Raw genomic sequence first — 20,409 nt, forward strand, 5'->3', positions numbered from 1 at the left:
TCGGTCACTTATAGGCAAGCGTGATGGTGGCAACGGTATTGGCCGGGCCGGGGGTGACCACGTCGCTGACCTGCTCGTAGCGCACCTCAAACGGTATGGTCAGCGTTTCGTTGGCGATGGCTTCGCTTCGGGTGTTAACGTAGGTATCAAAGGTGGCGATATTGTCGTCGAACAGCATTCTTACGCCGACGCCTGTTGCCGCGCCGGGCTGCTGTGTGAGTTTTAGCACCCCTTCAAACGCCGTTTCATAGCCGTTTGCGCTGGTTATTTTCACCTCAGGTTGTACGGTGCTGTTGCAGTTCACCGTAACGTCAAAGTTTTGTGCCGGGGAAGAGAGCATCCCCACGCTGACGAAATCGCTGACCGGGAAGTCCCCCAGATTAACGGTGAGATTTTTCGGCAGGACGGAGCAGGTGACCTCTTTCAGAATAACGTTGCCCGCATAGGAGATGGTGTTGGGATCGCCCAGCCCTTCGTGGTGATAAACCCCGATGCCAAAGCGGGTCTGACTTTGATTCAGCGTGCCTGACGCGACGGTATCGCTGGTTTTGACCAACTCCAGCGTGACGTCGAAATTAAAGGTCTGTTTGCCATCGCTGGAAACATAACCCACCGGCGTTCCCGTAGAAATGCAGTTAACCCCTCCGGCTCCGCTGATGCGCTGCCCACGATCGTTCATCAGCGCCACGCCGACGCCGGGGACGCCCGAATCGTAGACTCCTTTCAGGCCAGGGATCTCAGAACCGGTGCCGTAGTAACAAGAGACAATTTCCAGCCCGTTATCTTCCGAATTGTCACAATAACCGGCTATATGGGCGATCTGCTCTGTACCCGGGATCGTTTCGCCAACGGCCAGCGTGGTCGGAACGGAGATAGAAGCCACGTTGATCATTTTCGGCAGGTCCGGCGTCGTACAGGTTGCCCTTGCATGCGGCATAAATAACGCGGCGGTTCCCAGAACCAGTAAGAAAAAGCATTGTTTAATCAGTTGCATAGTCGTTAGCCTGAACGGTGGATCAGTGACACTGCGCGGCAGCGTTAATGATGCTGGTTTTCTCTTTCTCATCCGTTAGCGCATAGTCAGCGACGCAGTGCTCGCTCGCCTCCTGTCCCCAGGAAACGTTGAGATGCCCTTGCTGTGGCAGACCAGAGAGATAGGTCTGCCCGTCGTTACCGACAATAAACTCGCTGTCCTTATCGTCCGTGGTTACCGTTGCACCGAAGGGCAGCGGCTTACCGTTTTGTGTCAACGTCATCAGGACGCGGTTACCCACGCGGGTATTAAAGCTGGCGCGCACCACGGCCCCGCGGGTTGGGGTCACGATCTGCGCCGCGTGGGTGACGTCGGCGTTGTCCGGCAGCGTTTCGGTATCCAGCGCGATGGTGTTATGGCGATACGCGGTAACAAACGGCACGACGGTGTAGCCGCGGAAGTCGGTCTCAACGCCCGTCTGGTTAGTGATATGGGTTCCGTGCGTGCCCGGCGCTTTCACCAGCGCGATGGTCTCACCGAGCGGCTGGCTCAGGGTTACCCCGTTAGCATGGGCAATGACGCCGCCCTGCAAACCGACGTTCACGGTCTGCTGATATTTGTCCTGACTGACCCCCGCGCTCACTTCACCATAGGTCGCTTTGTAGTCGGCATTGACGCTGGCGGAGTTACCGCTGCCGGTGCTGCTCAACCCTTCCTGAATGTTCCAGTTAAGGTTGTCTTCCTTCAGCGCCGTGCCGTTCAGGCCGATGTTCTGCGTCGTGCCGTCTTTGGTGTTGTTCAGGTTGTAGGTGGCCCAGGTGTTATGCATCCAGTGGTCCAGCGGCACGGAGACGCTCAGCGAGAACTGATTGTCGTTCGTTACCTCATTACCGTCTTCATCGCTGTCGCTGGTGTTTTTATTCATGCTGTAGCTGAGGCTGTAGCTCACGCCGTGCCAGCTGTTGTTGTAGCTGACACTCATGGAGGTCATGTTCTGGCTCTGGCTCCAGTACGTTTCTTTCACCATGCTCAGGGTGACGGATCCCCAGCCTTCCGGCAGCGTCTGGTCGATGGTGGCTTCGGTTCGGGCGCGGCGCTGCTGCGGTGCAGACCAGTCGTCAGAGCGGGTATACGACTCCATGGTGTCTTCGAGGGTGTAAAACCCTTTGCTGTTGTAGCGGTAGCCGGCCAGCGAGAAGTTGGTGCCCGAGCGGGCGATATCTTTGCTGTAGCGCACGCGCCACGACTGGCCTTTGCTGGCCTGCTGTTTTTTCAACAGGGCTTTGGCGCGGGTGACGTCAATGGAGAACGCCCCTAAATCGCCCATGTTTTTCCCGACGCCAGCCGCCTGAGACTGATAATGGCTACTCTGCTGCACGCCGCCGTAGGCGGTAAAGCCGTAGGGTAAACCGTAGATGGCGCTGCCCTGGGCAAACGGGGTCTTCTCCACGTCTTTGTCATAAGAACGATAGCGTCCGGCGGTCACGCTGTAGCGCAGGTTTTTTTCACGCTGCAATACCGGCACGGAGGCAAACGGCACGACGAAATGGCTTTCGCTGCCGTCGGTCTCTTTCACGGTGACCTGAAGATCGCCGCTGCTGCCGGTGGGGTAGAGATCGTTAATTTCGAACGCGCCCGGTGCGACCGTGTTCTGATAAATGATGTATCCGTTCTGGCGTACCACTACCAGCGCGTTACTGTGGGCGGTGCCGCGAATAATGGGGGCGTAGCCTTTTTCACTGTCCGGCAGCATGTCGTTGTCGGATTTCAACTCCACGCCGGTGTAGGGGACGCTGTCAAACACGTCGGATGGGGAGGAACTCTGGCCGACGGTGAGGTCGCTTTTCATCGCCACAATATCGCGCTGCGCGTAGGTATAAACGGAGGTGAATTTCTGTTCCTCCTCCTTACCCGTGGTACTGCGATTCCAGGTGGAATAGTTGCGAACGCGCCACGCGCCAATGTTCAAGCCAGGACGCAGGTTAACGTACTGGCTGCTGTTATCCTGTTCACCCTGCTGGCGCGCATGGCTTTGGCTGGCATTGGCGCTGTAGTTAAGCAGGCCTGCGTTGATCCCTTCGTCAAATTCTTTTGGGTCAATGTAACCGCGAGGTACCTGACCGAGCGCCGACTGGGGAATGCTCAGCAGCAGCTGCTGGTTACGAACGCGGAAAGTTGCGGATGCTGCAGGGATGGCGTGTAAATCGGCGCACTGGCCTTTGGCCATCAGCTGCGGATATTTTTTCGTTTTGATGCCGAGGCTTTTTAAATCGTCCAGGGTGAAGCAAGGTTGCAGCGTGCTGTTACCCTGAGCGTCTTTTTGCAGAGTGAAGGTGACATCGCGGGTATCAATTTTATTGTTATTGATAAATACCGCGACCTGATATTTACCCGGCGCCTGGCCAGGGCCTTTTTCATAGACGGACAAATCGGTTTTCCCCTGCTGGGGATTATCAATATCCAGCAGGGCCGGGTTAAAATAATCATCAGCCATAACCTGCTGCGCAAAGATCGCCATTGCCAGGCCACAGAGAATGACCAGCAATGACGAAAATCGGCAGGTGAACGGCTTTTTATCGCTGTACATGATTATTTTATTACCGGGGAAGTATTAATGAACGGATTTCGACCAGGTATGGCTGATGCTGCCGTAATCAGTAATAATGGAATACGTTAAGTTCGTGCCCCCGACATTGCCAGGTAAAGCAAAATGCGTTTCCGTTTTCGGGACGGCCCAGGTGGCTTTAGTGATTTTCTGACCATTCAACGTAACGGTCTGGAAATTCATATAGAACGGCGTTGGGTTATTCACGACCAGATCGTTACCTTCGCGGCGCCATTCAAGTTTATCGGCCACATCTTCTGGTCTGCCTTTTACCGCGGACGGGCGATAGAGCAATTTAATGCGGGTGTTAATGGCGATTTGCAGCGTGTTTACCCCCTCAACGTGCTTTGAGGAAGGGATCGCTTTAATGTTCAACCAGTACAGGGATTCCCTGTCTTCCGGTAAATTTCCGCCCGTACGCACCACGCGCAGAACGTTATCTTCTTTCGCATCCAGACGGAAAAGCGGCGGGGTGATCAGGAACGGGGCTTTGGCCAGGTTTTTACCGCCGGAATCAACCCAGGACTGCACCAGATAATCCGTCGCATCTGGATTTGAAAGACCAAGAGATGATTCCTTTTTATCTCCCTGATAGACCAGACGGGTGCCATTAATAACGACACCTGCATGTGCAGTGGCGGCTACCAGTAAAAGAGTGCTCAGTAAATAACCGTGGCGCATAAAGATTTCTCAATAAATAGATGAGATATTAATGCCCGCAAAAGCATTAATATCTCAGGATTGATAAGATCAGTTATAAATAACGGTGAAGGTCGATACAGAGTTAGCAGGGCCTGCGGTAATCGCAGCGCCGGTTTGGATATAGCGTGCGCCGAACTCCAGATCGTTAACCGCCGTGCCGGAGGCTAATGGATATTGCTGAGACGGTGTATACAGGGTGACCGGCTGCTCTGACGCGTCAACCAGCTGAATAGCGACACCTGTAGCTGCATCGGTATCTGGCGTTAAGGCCAGCGTGGCGTTGTTATTCGCATCCGGCGTACCGCCGAAGTTAATCGCAGCGGAGGTGACCGTTTCCGGGCAGTTCGTTAACTGAATATCAAACTTCGTCAATGTGCTGGTAGAGCCTGCGCCGGTAAATACCGTTTTAGACACTTTGCCCAGCTGAACATTTAATGGGTTACTCAACCCATTCACGACCTGACAAGCAGAATCGATAATTTCACCGGTGAAATTGATCTGACCTTCACCGTTTGTTGTCGCAAATGCGGATGCAGAACATCCTATCGTTGCGGCGATAATTAAACCTAAAGCAACCTTGTTCATAACAAATCCTGGTATGTTTCTGGTGATAGCGTTGCCTGGACGTTTTCACCGTTGACCCTTAATGACTTTCCGCTGGTTATTTAAACAAATATTGATGCGTTAAGAATCTTCTGCAGAAATCACAAATAATTGAAATAATGCTTGAGTTTCATTTTTCGCCATAAAAACAAAACGTTGATTGTGTCGAAAAAAACTAACGTCCAGACGTTCAACGGGGCTATATTGTTAACAAGATGATATTTTCAGGAGAGATGTCGTGGATTATCGCAAGATTATCAAAGAGGTAGGCCGGGGCAAAAACCACGCCCGCGATCTGGACCATGAGACCGCTCGCGCCCTGTATACCCGTATGCTCAATGGAGAGGTACCGGACCTGGAAATGGGCGGCATCCTGATTGCGCTACGTATTAAAGGCGAGGGCGAAGCGGAGATGCGCGGCTTTTACGAGGCGATGCAGGCGCAAACGCTGCGCTTAACGCCGCCGGTGGCAAAACCGATGCCGATCGTAATCCCCAGCTATAACGGCGCGCGCAAGCAGGCAAACCTGACCCCGCTGCTGGCGATCTTATTACATAAGCTGGGGTTCCCGGTGGTGGTACACGGGGTCAGCGAAGATCCGACGCGCGTGCTGACGGAGACCATTTTTGGCATGCTGGGGATTGAACCCACGCGTCATGCGGGCCAGGCGCAGGCAAAGCTGGAGGGTCATGAACCGGTTTACATCCCCGTTGGTGCTCTGTGTCCGCCGCTGGAAAAGCAGCTTGATATGCGCTGGCGAATGGGCGTGCGTAACAGCGCGCATACCCTGGCGAAGCTGGCGACGCCGTTTGCTGAAGACGCCGCATTGCGCCTTTCCAGCGTCTCACACCCGGAATACGTGGGGCGTGTTGGGACATTTTTTGAGGAGATTGGCGGCAGGGCGCTGCTGATGCACGGCACGGAAGGTGAAGTTTATGCCAATCCACTGCGCTGCCCTCAGCTGATGCTGATCGATTCTGCCGGTACGCGTGCGGTTCTGGAGCGTGGGGAAGAGAATACGGGAGTCATTCTCCCCGAGGCGAAAGATCCGCTCACCACCGCGCGCTGGATTGAACAGTGCCTTGCCGGAAATGTGCCTGTGCCGCATGCCATTAAGCTGCAAATGGCCTGCTGCCTGCTGGCAACCGGGGAAACTGACACGGTCGAGGCCGGTCTGAAACGCGTTGAAGCGGCGTTTTAGGCAAAAAAAAAGCCCGTCCAGTGGCGGACGGGCAAACAAGGGTAACAACAGGGTCAATGAGGGTTGGAGCAGCTCACCAGAGGGTTTGGCGAGGGTACAGCATTCATTCAGGCGATTATTTGTAGATAACCGCAGTACCGCTCAGTTTGTTATTGGTGTTAGCGGAGGTGATGGTATATCCGCTTGCACCGGCAGCCGCCGCTTTCTCAGCCAGCTTGGCTTCCAGACCGTCCAGCGTGGTTGCGCCTTCTGCACTCACCACACCGATTTTATTCATGCTCTGAGCCTGAGTGGATGAAACTGGCTCTACGGCGAATGCGCCAAAAGACAGAGCGGACAGGGCAACAGCAGCTACAGCATATTTAATGGTTTTCATAATTAATCTCTCGCAGGTGTTTTCTGTTAAGGGGACGATGTTCCGTCGATGTGATAAGTATCACGTTTTTTTCGGTGAGATAAAATCGAAGAGAATTGAGGTGGTCAATCAAAAAAATTGAATGACAAATAACTTATTGATTATTAATTAAATCGAAGTTGCGCTTTACATTTCTTGTTAGTGCGCTTTACAGAAGAGAGATGAAGGGCACATTTTGCTACGCGGTTCGCTAAATTTCGTGAGCGTAAAGGTAAGTTCCCTCGCGGTTAACTTAGGTAAAGGAAAGTCAACGTAGCTGGCTGTCTTTCGATCCTCTGCGATTATAACCTGGATGTGAAGCATTTTTTGAATCTTTATCCTGCTGGCAGGTGATGCATAACCTTACGCCGGGGATGGCTTTACGCCGCGCCTCCGGAATCGGCTCTCCACACTCTTCGCACTCCTTTAAACTTTCACCGCGCGGAATCTCACCGCGAGCGCGCGCAACCGCATCTTCAATCGTACTGTTGATCTGTTCGTTAACGGCGTCGTCATTCGCCCAGCCGGAAGCCATAGCATCCTCCTGAAATTGGTTTATACCCTGCTTTTAATATGGGGTTAAAAAATGAACAATCAAGGTGAAGGGGGAAGCGAACTGCATCCGGCAGGCAGATGCAGTTTTATAGAGAGGGAAATTATTTATAGATGGTCGCAGTGCCGTACATATGGTTATCTCCGCCTGCGGAGTTAACCACGAAGCCTTTGGCACCTTCCTGGCGGGCTTTCTCGGCCAGTTTATTTTGCAGATCGTCCAGATTACTTGCGCGGCTTACCGAGACGGTGCCCGCCGGACGCAACTGGCTGGTATCGTTACTCTCGGTCAGCGACTGGACGGCCATTGCAGAAAATGAAGCGGTCGCCAGGACGCCGGCGATAACAGCAAGGGTCAGGTACTTTTTCATAATCACATCCTCATGAGGAAACAACAGGTGATTCCCTCTAAGTTTAGAAGCCTGACGAGTGTGACTTAGCGCAAATATTTGATGATGATCTGCTTATTTTTTGAACGATAAAAACTGACAATTCACTGACAGATCATAGACGTAGAGGTGTTTGATTTACGGTGTTTTTTTAAGCGCCGCAGAGAAAGATTTACCGTTGGGCCAGCACAGGGTATCTTACGCCGCTGTTTAAAGGAGAATGCCATGACTTCCCAAAAGCCGGGATTGCACCCACGAAACCGCCACCGCAGTCGCTACGACATGAACGCCCTGTGCCAAAGCTGCCCTGCGCTGCAGGACTACATTGTCCAGACCCCAGCGGGTGAGCCGTCTGTCAACTTTGCCGACCCGCAGGCGGTGAAAACGCTGAACAAAGCGCTGCTGGCGCATTTTTACGGTGTGGCGCACTGGGATATCCCGGAAGGCTTTCTCTGTCCTCCCGTTCCGGGCCGCGCTGATTACGTTCATCACCTTGCCGATCTTCTCGCCGAAGACCGTGACGGCGCGATCCCGCAGCAGGCTTCCATCCTGGATATTGGTACCGGGGCAAACCTGATTTACCCGCTGATTGGCGTGCATGAGTATCACTGGCGCTTTACCGGGAGCGAAATCGGGGCCGAGGCCTTTGCCAGCGCGCAGGCGATCGTCAGCGCCAATTCCGGCCTGAGCCGCGCTATTCGTCTGCGTCGTCAGAAAGATGCTGCAGCTATCTTCAACGGCATTATTCACAAAAATGAAAGCTATGACGCCACAATGTGCAACCCGCCGTTTCATGATTCGGCGGCAGCGGCCCGCGCGGGCAGCGAGCGTAAACGCCGCAACCTCGGTCAGGCGGAAGACGCCGCGCTGAACTTCGGCGGTCAGCAGCAGGAGTTGTGGTGCGAGGGCGGTGAAGTAGCGTTTATCCTGCGGATGATTGCGGAAAGCAAACAGTTTGGCCGTCAGGTGAAGTGGTTCACGACGCTGGTTTCCCGCGGGGATAACCTGCCGCCGCTCTACCGCGCGCTGACCGAAGCGGGCGCCGTAAAAGTGGTGAAAAAAGAGATGGCGCAGGGCCAGAAGCAGAGCCGCTTTATCGCCTGGTCATTTATGGACGATAACAAACGTCGGAAGTAAGTACCCACAGGCCCGGTAAGCGCAGCGCTACCGGGCAATAGGGTTACAGCGTCGGCTCCTGCGGAGGGAGCGGCGAGGCGGGCGGCGACAATACCTGATACGTCTGCACCGGCGTTCTCACGTTCGCCAGATCGAAGTGCTTCTTCACCATGCTGTCGAGGGCAAAGCGCACCGTCCACTGCTTCAGCGGCTGGGTGGTGAACGACACGCGCAGGGTAAATGCCGTGTTCGTCAGCCCGACGATGCCGGCAAACGACGGCTCGCCAATCACCAGCCCGCGAATATCTTCCATCTGCATCAGCTCTTCCACCGCATCCCGCAGCGCCTGCTTCGCTTTATCCGCATCCTCGTGACGATCCACGTCGTAGTTCGCCACAACGGAGCCAATGCCGCGCACAAAGTTGGCGAAGGTGGTGATCGATGACCACGGAATGATGTGGTACGCCCCGGTATCCTGACGCACGCCTACCGAGCGAATCGACATGCGCTCAACGGTGCCGGTCAACGGCCCGATGGTCACCAGATCGCCCGTGTTCATCCCGTTCTCAAACTGGATAAAGATGCCGGTAATAATATCCTTCACCAGCGTTTGCGAACCGAAAGAGATCGCCAGCCCCAGCGCGCCGGCACCTGCCAGCAGCGGGGCGATATTCACGCCGATTTCCGACAGCACGATCATGATGGTGATGGTGCTGATGATCACCGCCAGCGCATTACGGAACAGGGTCAACAGCGTCCGCGCGCGGGCGCTGGGGAGCGGTCTGCCGTGAATATCGGAGACCAGACGGTTCTCGATAAGGCTTGCCAGCAGCGTCCAGCCGACGGCGGAGAAAAATAATATCAACGCAATACGAATTAAAATATCGACGGTCTTCTCGCCTGCGCCGTTATGTAGCCAGTTCCAGAAATCAAACAGGCTCCACGCGTTCAGCAGCAGCATGATCGCCACGCAGACGGTCAGAATGCGCGCCACCTTGAGCGAGACCGACATCCAGCCGTTCACCCGTTTTTGCAGTTCCGGGTAATTACGCTGTACCTGCGGCGACAGGGTGATGGTTTTCGAGATCCAGCGCGATAATAGCCCCGACACAAAGGCCGCAACGCCGATAATCGCCAGGCTTTTGAACGTCGCCCCCATCATAAATTTCAGGCTATTGCCCGGGTCAAACAGCGAGAAGAAGCACAGCACAATAAAGTACGCGCTTGCCAGCCAGTGCCACACCAGCGCGAAGGCGCGAATAAACAGGCTGAAGAAGGAGAGGGAGCGGTCGGCCAGATGCAGCAGACTCTCGGTGATCGCCTTTTTATTGTGAAAGATAAGGTACAGAGACCAGACGGTTATACAGAGCATGATCAGCACGTTCGCCAGTGCGCCAAACTGCACGTTAACCTGGTTGGAGATAATCGGCACGGCAACCAGCAGGCCGTAGCCTATCAGGCCGCTGAGGACGCTTAGCCGCACGGCCCAGTATTTCGCGCTGTCGTCGCTGATATTGAAAGGGCGAAGCTCAGGCACGCGCGGGCAAAAGATGACGCGCAGCACCGCTTTAAAAAATTCGATGAGCGCAAACGCATTCAGGAAGAGCGCCTGCTGGAAGGCAATGGTTTTGTTGCCTGTATTTAGGCGATCCGCCAGCACCTGACCGACAAACAGCGTTAATGCCAGCAGCAGTAAATCGATGATAAACGCTCCGGCAACCATAGCGGGGAGGTGCAGCCAGCTGTTTCTATGCTGGTTCTTTTTCCGCCCCCAGTGGCCCATCCTGCGGTACAGCGGCCAGGCGCACAGGCGCACCAGCCAGTAAAAAATAAACACGGCCGCGGCCAGCATCAAAAATTGGGTGGCGGCGGCGGTAAAGGTTTGCGGGTTAAACGCCTTGTGCTGGGATCCCATCAGGTTGCGGTAGAGCTGGGCAAAGCTCGCGGAAAGCGCTTCACCGTAACGGCGGCTCACGTCGGTGACGTTTTCCAGCACCGTTTTTTGTTCCTCCACCTGCGGCGGGGTGAGGGTCGGAACGGTTTCCTGCGGCGGCGTGGCGGCGGCTTTGCGCAGCTGCTCGATGAGTTCCTTTCGGGAGGCGTCGTTTTCAAGAACGTCGGCAAGCGCGCTGTAAGCCGCTTTTTTTTGTTCAGCATCCGGTTCCGGAGGAGGAGAACTTTGCTGGGTCGCGGTCGCTCCGGTGGTGACACCGGGTATCGCCACGGCGAGCGATGGCGCACTAAACAGGCTTATCAACAGCAGCAGGATCCAGGGCACGGCGTCCTCCGACAAAAATATCGTGCAAAATGATAAGTATAGAGGGCGAGGGGAGGAGGGGCGTTTTTGGGAACAATCTGGCGTAAAAAAGCCGGGCAAGCCCGGCTTGGTGTAAAGCGAGGGATCAGGAGACGTGCTGCAGGAACTCCTGTAAACGCTGGCTCGGCGGATTCGCGATCAGCGCCTGCGGGTTACCGTCTTCCGCGATACGGCCTTTATCGATGAAGATCAGGCGGGAGGCCACTTTCTCAGCAAAGCCGATTTCGTGGGTCACGATAACCATGGTCATCCCTTCTTCCGCCAGATCCTGCATGACTTTCAGCACCTCGTGGCGCAGCTCCGGGTCGAGTGCGGACGTCGGCTCATCAAACAGCATCATCTTCGGTTTCACCGCCAGCGCGCGCGCAATTGCCACGCGCTGCTGCTGGCCGCCGGAAAGCTCGGAAGGGTAGTGGTGCGCACGCTCCGCCAGGCCAACCTTCGCCAGCAGATCTTTTGCCAGCGCTTCCGCTGCCGCTTTGTTGGCACCGCGCACGCGCAGTGGGCCAAACATTACGTTTTCCAGCGCCGTCAGGTGCGGGAACAGGTAGAACTGCTGGAACACCATGCCCGCTTCCTGGCGAATCAGACGCTCGTCCACTTTCGGGTCGTTCACCTTCAGACCGTCAACGATCAGATCGCCGCTGGTGATCTCTTCCAGCTTGTTAATGCAGCGCAGCAGGGTGGATTTACCGGAGCCGGATGGCCCGATAATCACCACCACTTCACCCTGCTTGATGTTCAGATCGATATTGTGCAGCACCTGGGTTGGGCCAAAGTGCTTGGAAACGTTTTTAAATTCAATCACAGGATTTTCATCCTTCTTTCAAGACGACGCAGAACGAAGCTTAGAACCAGCGTAATGATCAGGTAGACAACGGCGACCGCACTCCAGATTTCCAGCGCGCGGAAGTTGCCTGCAATAATTTCCTGGCCCTGACGGGTCAGTTCGGCCACGCCGATAACGATGAACAGCGACGTATCTTTAATACTGATGATCCACTGGTTACCCAGCGGTGGCAGCATGCGGCGCAGCGCCAGCGGGAGAATAACGTGGCGGATCGTTTCGCGACGAGAAAGACCTAACGCCAGACCCGCTTCGCTGAAACCTTTATGAATCGACAGAACCGCACCGCGGGTGATTTCCGCAATGTAGGCGCCTGAGTTGATCATAATGGTCACGACGGCTGCGCTGAACGGGTCGATGCGCAGGTCGGTGAACGCCATGGGCAGGGCGAAGTAGATGAACATGACCTGCACAACAATAGGCGTGCCGCGGATCACTTCGATGAAAACCAGCGCGATGTGGTTTGCAATCCAGCCACCGTAGGTGCGGGCGAAACCGGCGACAAGACCGATAATCAACCCGCCAACCAGACCGAGGACCGAAATCCACAGGGTCATTTTAGCGCCTTCAAGCAAGAGTGGAATGGCAGGCCAGATGGCGCTCCAGTCAAACTGCATGATAATTTCCTGTTACTGTTACCGTGTTTCAAAAATAGCAGGGGCGAAAGGCCGCCCCTGAGTGAACGTCGTTTTTACGTCTTATTATTTAGGCTCGGTACCGAACCATTTTTTGTAGATCTCGTTGTAGGTGCCGTTCTCTTTCAGTGTCTTCAGCGCGCCGTTAACTTTCGTGCGCAGATCGTCGCTGCCTTTCGGGAACGCGATACCGTACTGCTGAGCTTCCAGAGAGTCACCCACGGCTTTGAACTTGCCGTTACCTGCCGTTTTGATGAAGTACAGGATGTTTGGCGTATCGTGCAGAACAGCGTCAGCACGGTTGGTGCCGAGTTCCATGTACGCGTTGTCGATGTTCGGGAACTGACGCAGGTCTTTGGTTTTAATGTTCGCTTTCGCGTAATCCACAGAACCGGTACCGCTCTTCACCGCGACCACTTTGCCGTCGAGGTCTTTCACGCTTTTAACGTCGTTGTTATCCGCTTTGACCATCACCAGCAGGCCGCTCTTGTAGTAGCCGTCAGAGAAGTCGATCGCTTTTTTACGTTCTTCGGTAATGGTGATACCCGCCAGCGCCAGATCGACGTTTTTGGTTTGCAGTGCCGGGATGATGCCGCTGAAGTCCATTGGCTTCAGGGTGTAGTCCAGTTTGAGTTCTTTGGCGATAGCGGCCCACAGATCAACATCAAAACCAACGTATTTATCACCCTGCTTAAATTCAAACGGAACGAACGCCGTGTCGGTCGCCACAACCAGTTTGTCGGCAGCCTGAGAGGACACCGCAAAAGCCAGGGTAAGTGCAGCCAGTGAAACTTTTAATACAGACTTCATAGCATTTCCTTTTATATCCACGGGGCGATCCCCTGCGAGAACGACTGGCACAATGAAAAAATCGTGCCAACTTTTCAAGCTGTTGTTTTGCAAAGGGGATGGAGTCATGCATTGCACAAAAAACGTGGCAATGATGTCGTGTTGCACCAGGATGGAGCACCGTTTTGGTGCACTTCGTTTGGGTCAACTGACGGGGAGATATTTAGCGTAAATTCTGACGAAAAAACAATCTTCCATTAACGGTTGTGTGAGGTGATTATTACAATTTCTTCACTTTTGCACCGTATCAGGCAAAAACTGTGCACCATAGATGTGCAAAACCCTCACCAGAGGCGAGGGTTTGATAGAAAAGTCGTATGAATTATTCGATGTTAGATTCGATAAACCACAGGAACTGATCCAGGTCGCGGGACGCGGCGGTGAAGATGTCTGCGGTATCTTCATCTTTGGCTTCGCTAATCGCTTTGCGCACGTCATTGGCCACAATCGCGTAGCGGTCCGCCAGCTCTTTCAGGTGATCCTGAACGGTATGAATATCCAGCGGGTAGCTTTTCAGTGGCGTTTTGCTGTTGATCACCTGCGTGGTCCCAAGCGCGACACCACCCAGCTGTACGGCACGTTCAGCCATCGTATCGAGGTGTGTCACCAGTGCTGTGCGGAAGCCATCCAGCATTTCATGAACGGCAATAAAGTTTGCACCGCGCATATTCCAGTGGGCCTGTTTGGTGATCAGCGAAAGATCGATGAACTGGATCACCTGGCGATTCAGCAACTCAATGGTCGCCTTTTTGTCGCTATCCGATACATCGTTACGGGTATAAAGCAGATTAGACGCTTTCGTTTTCACCAGTTTAGCGGTACTCATAATCTCATATCCTCTTGATGTTTATGTCCCAGGTAATTACGGAACTAAGTATAGCACCGGATTTTTTCTCTGCGGTCTGGCTGTGCCTATCGGTTTAATAGTAAGAAGGAGTTTGATAATTTAATTGCTTGAAATGAATGGGTAATTTTGAAATTGATACAGATCAATCTTAATTCACCGGAAGGGGAACAGGTGGGAAAGGATATTTCGATAATATGACCAGGTATGTAAGAAATTATAACGTATGAATTTCTGGCCTTTATTCTGCATGGCCGTGAAGCCATGCAGAATATATGGCATTAGCTGATGTCGATTTTCTCTACTTTGGGCTCCGGGCGCATGGTGAGCGTTGAACCCATTGACGCCGCGATAATTGAGCAGAGCGCCAGCGTCTGGGTAAACGTCAGCGTTTCGCCCAGGAACACCATCCCGGAGATCGCCGCAAGGGCGGGCTCCATGCTCATCAGGGTGCCAAATATGCGCGTCGGCAGACGCGTCAGGGCGATCATCTCCAGAGAATAGGGGAGAGCCGTTGAAAGAACAGCGACCGCCAGCCCGATGGGCATGACTGACCATTGCCAGATAGACTCCGTGGCCTGCGCCATACCGATCGGCACAAAAACGATAGCCGCAATCACGGAACCCAGGGCAACCGTTGCCGGGCCATGTTCTTCACCCGCGCGCTGCCCGGTGAGGATATAGACAGCCCAGCAGGCCCCTGCTCCCAGAGCCAGCGCTGCGCCCGTGAGATCAATCTCAGAGACATTCTGGCCGAGCGGCAGCAGGAACCATAAGCCCAGAACGGCCAGCACGACCCAGATAAAATCCACCGGACGACGGGAGGAGAAAAGCGCCACCGCCAGCGGGCCGGTAAACTCCAGCGCGACGGCGATCCCGAGCGGAATGGTCTGGATGGAGAGGTAGAACATATAGTTCATTGCCCCGAGGGAGAGACCATAAAAAAGCAGGGGGAGACGCTGCTCTTTTTTGAAGCGCAGACGCCAGGGTTTGAAAATGACCACCAGTATCGCCGTGCCCAGCACGATACGCAGGGCCGTCACCCCGGGGGCACCCACCAGAGGAAAAAGCGATTTTGCCAGCGAGGCACCGCTTTGGATAGACAACATGGCAATGAGTATGACGGCTACCGGCAACCAGACCGACGACGTGCGGGATAACCCAGGCATCCTTTCTCCTGTCAGCTAATGTCAAATGGAGTAAAGGTTGCAGTGTAAAGGAAATATACAGCTACGGTTGAGACTCTGTTGAAAAAAAAGGCCCGTGAAATCCGTAAAATGGTTAAGCGCTGGTGGATTTATCGCCTGAAAGATTAGGAATAATCTGGATGAATGTAACGGCGCAGACGCGCAATATGGGCGTTTAGTAGGAAAAATCGCATGTGATTTGAAAGAGTTAGCTGATGTTGGAAACGTTCTGTTACAGGAAAGGCCTCATTAGACATCACGAATCACAAAGAGTTTCGCAAATTTTTTTGATATATTTAAAACTTACGGACTTACTTGAAGCACATTTGAGGTGGTTATGAAAAAAATTGCATGTCTTTCAGCACTGGCCGCTGTACTGGCTGTTTCCGCAGGTACCGCTGTAGCTGCTACTTCTACTGTAACCGGTGGTTACGCTCAGAGCGATATGCAGGGCGTGATGAACAAAACCAACGGTTTCAACCTGAAGTATCGTTACGAGCAGGATAACAACCCGCTGGGCGTGATCGGTTCTTTCACCTACACCGAGAAAGATCGTACTGAAAACGGCGCATACAACAAAGGCCAGTACTACGGTATCACCGCTGGTCCAGCTTACCGTCTGAACGACTGGGCAAGCATCTACGGTGTTGTAGGTGTTGGCTACGGTAAATTCCAGCAGACCGAAAACCAGGGTCTGAACCGCACTGCAAGCACCAGCGACTACGGCTTCTCCTATGGCGCAGGCCTGCAGTTCAACCCAATCCAGGACGTGGCTCTGGACTTCTCCTATGAGCAGAGCCGTATCCGCAACGTTGACGTTGGCACCTGGATCGCGGGCGTAGGTTACCGCTTCTAATCACTCCGGTGATGAAATAAAAAATCCGCCCAATGTGGCGGATTTTTTTTTTGCCTTTTCCCTCTCCCTGCGGGCTGAGGAATCCCCAGTAATTTTTAAGCAGAAGCAATAAGGTTGTTTCAGAACGATTTAAGGTTTTCAGCGACGCCCTGGTCCGGCTGTAAATCGCCGAAGCGTTTCCGTAAGGCCGGGGCGAGGCGCACGGATGCGCCGAGAGGGCGTGGCCTGCAGGGATGCAGGCTCATGCCCGACCCGATAGCCTGAAGGAATAAGCTGAGGGCACCGCGAAGCGGCGATTTACCGCCGGGAGCCCGGGTCGCCAGGGCGGTGGCGATTGAGCCGCCCTGGCACGTTCACCGGTCATGTCCTTACAGAGTAGCAAGGAACATAAAGTGAACGGAATGACCACCGGAGCCGTAAGTTCCCCTCACCCCAGCCCTCTCCCTCAAGGGAGAGGGGGGCGTCCATGCAAACATTATTTTGTGGGGATCCCTCAGCCCTGTGGGAAAGGGCCAGGGTGAGGGCATCAGACCGCACGAGACGGCAGAAACTACTTACTCTTAATATCAAAAATATCCGTACCCAGATGGTTGTAGTCAACTTTCTGTAACTTGAAGTTGGTAACGTACACTGGGGGCGCTTTCTTGTTGGAGATAAACGGGTAACTATTTTTTATCTCTTTGGCCTTAATCCCCGTCCACTGTGAGAAGAACTGCAGGAAATCATTCGCCGAGCGCCGCGCTTTAATGACGCGATGCGTTTTATCATCACTCGACAGCACCATAAACGGCACCTGGAAGTTCTGCTGGAACTGGTCGTCGTGCGCCAGATACTGGACTTCTTTGCCACGCTCTTTAAACGCCAGCCCGTGATCCGAGAAATAGACCACAGAGAAGCTTTCGCCCGTGTTGCGCAGCTGATCATACAGCTTGCTGAGAAGATCGTCAGTTTGCGTCATGGTGTAGAGATAACAAGAGGTCTCTTTTGACTGCACAAACTCTGCGTATTTCCCGCCAGTGCGATCGCAGGCCTGCGGGTGCGATCCCATCAGGTGGAGAACAATCAGCTGAGGCTGGGTGCGCGGGGTAGCAAAGACCTGCGCCGTCATCTTCAGCAGCGCCTCGTCTTTGGTGTTTTTGTCGGCTTCAAAGTCGCCGCTCTTCAGGAACTGCACTTCGTCAGCACGCTTAGCAATACTGGCGATGGCCGTGTCGTATTCGCCAATTTGCCCCTGATTGGAGAACCACCAGGTCTGAAAACCGGCGCGGTTGGCCAGCGTAACAAAATTATCCTGATACTGAGGTTTGCCATCCACCACGCGGTTCAGCGTCAGGCCAAGCGATTTCTGCGTCGAGCCGCTGGCCGCAACATAATCGGTAAACAGGGTGCCGTTGACCGAGCTGGCAAACGGCGTGTTATTCCAGTGCCCGCCGAAGGCACCCAGTGCGTCGCGACGTGCGCTCTCGCCAATCACCACCACGTAGGTATGATATTTCGGCTTAACCGCCAGCACGTTCCAGGTGTCTTTCATATTGGAAAGTTCAGCCATGCGCGCCTGCTCGTCGAGAACCTCTTTATTGTTGACAACGACGTCTTTAACGAAGCGGAAAACCGGATAGCCGATATTGATGAGCCTTAGCTTACCGTCCCAGGGAATATTCTGGATGGGGGCGACGAACGCCACGGCAAGGCTGAAGACCAGACAGAGTATTTCGATTTTACCCCAGGATTTTTTCTCGCCCGACCGACGGCGGATGGCGATAACGCCCAACGCGAAGATGAATAACCCTACCACGTAGCTGTACCACGGGAAGATCGTCAGGATCTCCGTCGACTCTTCCATGTTGGTCGAGTGCAGCGCCAGCAGGGTATTAAAGTTTGGCGAGCCGTAGGCCTGACCAAACGGGAAATACATCGCAGCAACCAGCGAACAGACCCCCACAAACGCTTTCTGCACGCGCGGGGCACTCCTCCACAGTACGTGGAGCACACAGGTGAAAGCCACCGCATAAAGCAGGCTGAAGGGATAGCCGAGCGCAAAGTTAATCAGCAGCGACTGCAAAAAGTAAAATCCCGTCCACGGGCTTAACCGGCTGCGGGTAACGATGGTATCTATCAGGGTTACATTCATAGGTCACTATCACAAAAACGCCATGTGCTCACCCTGGCGCCAAGGGTCAAAGCCTGCCGGACAGTGCGTGGAAAGGGAATGAGAGGTCCGCTTCAGCGAGCCGCAAATTGTGCAGGGCTGCAAGAAGATAGTGCGAGCGTGAATTAAGGTCAACAGTTGCTAAACAGATGTTTTGCGAAGGGGGCTGCAAATCCGCAAAAATAATCGGGAATTGGTCAGTTTACAGCGGAAATGTGACAGAAAAATGAAGCGGCGTACCGCAACGCCGCTTAGTGGGAAGGTTTGTCGTCCTGATGCGGTTTGTTGTTAAACATATCGCACAGCATGTTCAACAGCATTAAGCGCACTTTAAAAGGAGAGTGGGTAAACACGGTCATACACCTCTTGAATTCGTTCATAAGACCTCCTGATTTTTGATCCCTTCGATCCGTGAAGGGTGACTGCATTACATACAGATATAGCACAGGCTATATTGTATAGCTATGGCTATTTCGTTAATTTTTTGTGCTTGCAGAGCTATGGTTTACAATGTGCGCTCTCGATACCGGGCGCTGGAAGCGTCACCCCACTGAGGAAGTACAATGAACCGTCGTGCAGGTAAGCCAACAATGAGGAAAACGACGCAACTGGTGAATGTTGAAGAACATGTCGAAGGTTTTCGCCAGGTCCGTGAGGCGCACCGGCGTGAACTAATTGATGATTATGTTGAGCTGATTTCCGATCTGATCCGCGAGGTCGGGGAAGCGCGTCAGGTTGATATGGCCGCCAGGCTGGGGGTTTCGCAGCCGACGGTCGCGAAAATGTTAAAACGTCTGGCCTCGGTGGGCCTTATTGAAATGATCCCCTGGCGCGGCGTGTTTCTGACGCCGGAAGGGGAGAAGCTTGCGCAGGAGAGCCGCGAGCGTCACCAGCTTGTCGAGAATTTTTTGCTGGTGCTGGGCGTCAGCCCGGAAATTGCCCGCCGGGATGCGGAAGGAATGGAACACCACGTTAGCGAAGAGACGCTGGTGAAGTTTCGTGAGTTTACCCTTAAATATGGTCCCTCCGCTGAATGAAAATCCCTGGACTGCAGGCCCTGTCACGCGATCGTTTCTTCCATCTCTTATTAATTATTGGCGCAGCGTTAAGCCTGTTTGTGCCGTTTGCGCCACAGGCCTGGTCTGCGGCGATTGACTGGCGCACCATCATTACCCTGAGCGGGTTAATGATGCTGACCAAAGGGGTCGAGCTGAGCGGCTATTTTGACGTGCTGGGCCGTAAAATGGTGCGCCGTTTTGCCACCGAGCGCAGGCTGGCCCTGTTTATGGTGTTCTCCGCTGCGGTATTGTCAACGTTTCTGACCAACGACGTGGCGCTGTTTATCATCGTGCCCCTCACGCTCACGCTGCGTAAGCTGTGCGAGATCCCGGTCAGCCGCTTGATCATCTTTGAAGCGCTCGCCGTTAACGCGGGTTCTCTGTTGACCCCTATCGGCAACCCGCAAAATATCCTCCTCTGGGGACGTTCCGGTCTGTCGTTCGCTGCCTTTACCTGGCAGATGGCGCCTCTCGCGCTGGTGATGATGCTGTCGCTGTTGGCAGTGTGCTGGTTCGCGTTTCCGGATAAAAAGCTGCAATACCATAGCGGGACCACGGGCCCGCAGTGGCAGCCGCGGCTGGTCTGGAGCTGCCTCGGGCTGTATATCGTCTTTCTGTTTGCCCTGGAGCTGAAGTACGAGCTGGCGGGCGTCCTGCTCGTCGCTGCGGGCTTTGTCGTACTGGCACGGCGCGTGCTGGTGAGCGTGGACTGGACGCTGCTGCTGGTCTTTATGGCGATGTTTATTGATGTGCATCTTCTTATCCAGCTTCCGGTACTGCAAAACGTTCTGCACAGCGTCAGCGGCTTGTCGCAGCCGGGGCTGTGGCTGACGGCGATTGGCCTGTCGCAGTTTATCAGCAACGTGCCTGCCACCATTCTGCTGCTCAACTACGTTCCGCCGGACACGCTGCTGGCCTGGGCGGTTAACATTGGCGGGTTTGGGCTGCTGCCCGGCTCCCTGGCAAACCTGATCGCCCTGCGCATGGCCAACGACCGCCGCATCTGGTGGCGCTTCCATCTCTGGTCGATTCCGATGCTGCTCTGGGCTGCGGCGATCGGTTTCGGACTATTCCTTCTCATATAGTGCGCAATTTGTCAGTTTTTCCTGGCAAACGTATAGCAACGTCCTAG

General features: G+C 54.1%; 20 protein-coding genes. 5 read left to right on the forward strand and 15 right to left on the reverse strand.

The window, feature by feature from the left end:
• Window positions 1–4: 4 nt before the first annotated feature.
• The 4 genes from ACR42C_RS07205 to ACR42C_RS07220 all read right to left on the reverse strand — a co-directional run bounded on the left by ACR42C_RS07205 (window position 5) and on the right by ACR42C_RS07220 (window position 4,865).
• Window positions 5–994, reverse strand: coding sequence for a fimbrial protein (locus ACR42C_RS07205; RefSeq protein WP_479984927.1), 990 nt, complete (start codon window positions 992–994; stop codon window positions 5–7).
• Between the two features lie 22 nt (window positions 995–1,016).
• On the reverse strand, window positions 1,017–3,560 hold the full coding sequence (locus ACR42C_RS07210) for a fimbria/pilus outer membrane usher protein (RefSeq protein WP_479984928.1): 2,544 nt from the start codon (window positions 3,558–3,560) through the stop codon (window positions 1,017–1,019).
• A 24-nt stretch (window positions 3,561–3,584) separates the two neighbouring features.
• Window positions 3,585–4,259: a fimbrial biogenesis chaperone gene (locus ACR42C_RS07215; protein ID WP_116343385.1), complete on the reverse strand. Its 675-nt coding sequence runs from the start codon at window positions 4,257–4,259 to the stop codon at window positions 3,585–3,587.
• 69 nt (window positions 4,260–4,328) lie between these two features.
• The gene (locus tag ACR42C_RS07220) at window positions 4,329–4,865 is read right to left on the reverse strand and encodes a fimbrial protein (RefSeq protein ID WP_061098798.1); all 537 of its coding nucleotides are present in this window, start codon (window positions 4,863–4,865) and stop codon (window positions 4,329–4,331) included.
• Between the two features lie 256 nt (window positions 4,866–5,121).
• On the opposite strand from ACR42C_RS07220, the gene ybiB reads away from it, so the two are divergent.
• Window positions 5,122–6,084 (forward strand): DNA-binding protein YbiB, encoded by a 963-nt coding sequence (gene ybiB, locus ACR42C_RS07225; protein WP_479984929.1) that lies wholly within the window; start codon window positions 5,122–5,124, stop codon window positions 6,082–6,084.
• A gap of 115 nt (window positions 6,085–6,199) precedes the next feature.
• On the opposite strand, the gene ybiJ is transcribed toward ybiB, so the two are convergent.
• The 3 genes from ybiJ to mcbA form a co-directional block, all read right to left on the reverse strand.
• Window positions 6,200–6,460 carry a DUF1471 family protein YbiJ gene (ybiJ, locus tag ACR42C_RS07230; protein WP_014883102.1) on the reverse strand — a complete coding sequence of 87 codons (261 nt, stop codon included), beginning with the start codon at window positions 6,458–6,460 and terminating at the stop codon, window positions 6,200–6,202.
• A gap of 286 nt (window positions 6,461–6,746) precedes the next feature.
• The gene (locus ACR42C_RS07235) at window positions 6,747–7,013 is read right to left on the reverse strand and encodes a DksA/TraR family C4-type zinc finger protein (RefSeq protein ID WP_116343387.1); all 267 of its coding nucleotides are present in this window, start codon (window positions 7,011–7,013) and stop codon (window positions 6,747–6,749) included.
• A gap of 121 nt (window positions 7,014–7,134) precedes the next feature.
• The gene (mcbA, locus tag ACR42C_RS07240) at window positions 7,135–7,401 is read right to left on the reverse strand and encodes a DUF1471 family periplasmic protein McbA (protein WP_163330782.1); all 267 of its coding nucleotides are present in this window, start codon (window positions 7,399–7,401) and stop codon (window positions 7,135–7,137) included.
• A gap of 243 nt (window positions 7,402–7,644) precedes the next feature.
• On the opposite strand from mcbA, the gene rlmF reads away from it, so the two are divergent.
• Window positions 7,645–8,556 carry a 23S rRNA (adenine(1618)-N(6))-methyltransferase RlmF gene (rlmF, locus tag ACR42C_RS07245; RefSeq protein ID WP_163330783.1) on the forward strand — a complete coding sequence of 304 codons (912 nt, stop codon included), beginning with the start codon at window positions 7,645–7,647 and terminating at the stop codon, window positions 8,554–8,556.
• A 43-nt stretch (window positions 8,557–8,599) separates the two neighbouring features.
• On the opposite strand, the gene ybiO is transcribed toward rlmF, so the two are convergent.
• The 6 genes from ybiO to rhtA form a co-directional block, all read right to left on the reverse strand.
• Window positions 8,600–10,813 (reverse strand): mechanosensitive channel protein, encoded by a 2,214-nt coding sequence (gene ybiO / locus ACR42C_RS07250; RefSeq protein ID WP_479984930.1) that lies wholly within the window; start codon window positions 10,811–10,813, stop codon window positions 8,600–8,602.
• A 124-nt stretch (window positions 10,814–10,937) separates the two neighbouring features.
• Window positions 10,938–11,660: a glutamine ABC transporter ATP-binding protein GlnQ gene (gene glnQ / locus ACR42C_RS07255; protein ID WP_116343390.1), complete on the reverse strand. Its 723-nt coding sequence runs from the start codon at window positions 11,658–11,660 to the stop codon at window positions 10,938–10,940.
• Window positions 11,657–12,316, reverse strand: a complete 660-nt coding sequence (gene glnP / locus ACR42C_RS07260) for a glutamine ABC transporter permease GlnP (protein ID WP_003858462.1) — start codon at window positions 12,314–12,316, stop codon at window positions 11,657–11,659. The genes glnQ and glnP overlap by 4 nt, the downstream gene beginning before the upstream one ends.
• Window positions 12,317–12,400: 84 nt before the next feature.
• Window positions 12,401–13,144, reverse strand: coding sequence for a glutamine ABC transporter substrate-binding protein GlnH (gene glnH / locus ACR42C_RS07265; protein WP_014831177.1), 744 nt, complete (start codon window positions 13,142–13,144; stop codon window positions 12,401–12,403).
• Window positions 13,145–13,505: 361 nt separating this feature from the next.
• Entirely contained in the window at window positions 13,506–14,009 is a 504-nt protein-coding gene (gene dps, locus ACR42C_RS07270; RefSeq protein WP_008501171.1) for a DNA starvation/stationary phase protection protein Dps, read from the reverse strand.
• Window positions 14,010–14,308: 299 nt separating this feature from the next.
• On the reverse strand, window positions 14,309–15,196 hold the full coding sequence (gene rhtA, locus ACR42C_RS07275; RefSeq protein WP_116343392.1) for a threonine/homoserine exporter RhtA: 888 nt from the start codon (window positions 15,194–15,196) through the stop codon (window positions 14,309–14,311).
• A gap of 355 nt (window positions 15,197–15,551) precedes the next feature.
• Here rhtA and ompX point away from each other — a divergent pair, with 355 nt between their 5' ends.
• Window positions 15,552–16,070: an outer membrane protein OmpX gene (gene ompX, locus ACR42C_RS07280; RefSeq protein WP_014883110.1), complete on the forward strand. Its 519-nt coding sequence runs from the start codon at window positions 15,552–15,554 to the stop codon at window positions 16,068–16,070.
• A gap of 550 nt (window positions 16,071–16,620) precedes the next feature.
• Here ompX and ACR42C_RS07285 read toward each other — a convergent pair.
• Together ACR42C_RS07285 and mntS are read right to left on the reverse strand one after the other, a co-directional pair.
• Window positions 16,621–18,201, reverse strand: coding sequence for a phosphoethanolamine transferase (locus ACR42C_RS07285; protein ID WP_479984931.1), 1,581 nt, complete (start codon window positions 18,199–18,201; stop codon window positions 16,621–16,623).
• Between the two features lie 269 nt (window positions 18,202–18,470).
• Window positions 18,471–18,599, reverse strand: a complete 129-nt coding sequence (gene mntS, locus ACR42C_RS07290; protein WP_014831181.1) for a manganase accumulation protein MntS — start codon at window positions 18,597–18,599, stop codon at window positions 18,471–18,473.
• A 183-nt stretch (window positions 18,600–18,782) separates the two neighbouring features.
• On the opposite strand from mntS, the gene mntR reads away from it, so the two are divergent.
• Both mntR and ACR42C_RS07300 read left to right on the forward strand, forming a co-directional pair.
• Window positions 18,783–19,256: a manganese-binding transcriptional regulator MntR gene (gene mntR, locus ACR42C_RS07295; RefSeq protein WP_023335001.1), complete on the forward strand. Its 474-nt coding sequence runs from the start codon at window positions 18,783–18,785 to the stop codon at window positions 19,254–19,256.
• Complete coding sequence (locus tag ACR42C_RS07300; protein ID WP_163330786.1) at window positions 19,253–20,362, forward strand: anion transporter; 1,110 nt, start codon at window positions 19,253–19,255, stop codon at window positions 20,360–20,362. The genes mntR and ACR42C_RS07300 overlap by 4 nt, the downstream gene beginning before the upstream one ends.
• Window positions 20,363–20,409: the final 47 nt, after the last annotated feature.

The organism is Enterobacter sp. MG-EB028 (assembly GCF_056673305.1).

Bases quoted from the DNA above. Each gene is read 5' to 3' on its own strand.
- rlmF (WP_163330783.1), top strand. From the start codon at position 7,645: ATGACTTCCCAAAAGCCGGGATTGCACCCACGAAACCGCCACCGCAGT.
- ybiJ (WP_014883102.1), bottom strand. From the start codon at position 6,460: ATGAAAACCATTAAATATGCTGTAGCTGCTGTTGCCCTGTCCGCTCTG.
- mcbA (WP_163330782.1), bottom strand. From the start codon at position 7,401: ATGAAAAAGTACCTGACCCTTGCTGTTATCGCCGGCGTCCTGGCGACC.
- ACR42C_RS07220 (WP_061098798.1), bottom strand. From the start codon at position 4,865: ATGAACAAGGTTGCTTTAGGTTTAATTATCGCCGCAACGATAGGATGT.
- ACR42C_RS07285 (WP_479984931.1), bottom strand. From the start codon at position 18,201: ATGAATGTAACCCTGATAGATACCATCGTTACCCGCAGCCGGTTAAGC.
- ACR42C_RS07210 (WP_479984928.1), bottom strand. From the start codon at position 3,560: ATGTACAGCGATAAAAAGCCGTTCACCTGCCGATTTTCGTCATTGCTG.
- mntS (WP_014831181.1), bottom strand. From the start codon at position 18,599: ATGAACGAATTCAAGAGGTGTATGACCGTGTTTACCCACTCTCCTTTT.
- glnP (WP_003858462.1), bottom strand. From the start codon at position 12,316: ATGCAGTTTGACTGGAGCGCCATCTGGCCTGCCATTCCACTCTTGCTT.
- mntR (WP_023335001.1), top strand. From the start codon at position 18,783: ATGAACCGTCGTGCAGGTAAGCCAACAATGAGGAAAACGACGCAACTG.
- dps (WP_008501171.1), bottom strand. From the start codon at position 14,009: ATGAGTACCGCTAAACTGGTGAAAACGAAAGCGTCTAATCTGCTTTAT.
- rhtA (WP_116343392.1), bottom strand. From the start codon at position 15,196: ATGCCTGGGTTATCCCGCACGTCGTCGGTCTGGTTGCCGGTAGCCGTC.
- ACR42C_RS07205 (WP_479984927.1), bottom strand. From the start codon at position 994: ATGCAACTGATTAAACAATGCTTTTTCTTACTGGTTCTGGGAACCGCC.
- ACR42C_RS07215 (WP_116343385.1), bottom strand. From the start codon at position 4,259: ATGCGCCACGGTTATTTACTGAGCACTCTTTTACTGGTAGCCGCCACT.
- ACR42C_RS07235 (WP_116343387.1), bottom strand. From the start codon at position 7,013: ATGGCTTCCGGCTGGGCGAATGACGACGCCGTTAACGAACAGATCAAC.
- glnH (WP_014831177.1), bottom strand. From the start codon at position 13,144: ATGAAGTCTGTATTAAAAGTTTCACTGGCTGCACTTACCCTGGCTTTT.
- ompX (WP_014883110.1), top strand. From the start codon at position 15,552: ATGAAAAAAATTGCATGTCTTTCAGCACTGGCCGCTGTACTGGCTGTT.
- ACR42C_RS07300 (WP_163330786.1), top strand. From the start codon at position 19,253: ATGAAAATCCCTGGACTGCAGGCCCTGTCACGCGATCGTTTCTTCCAT.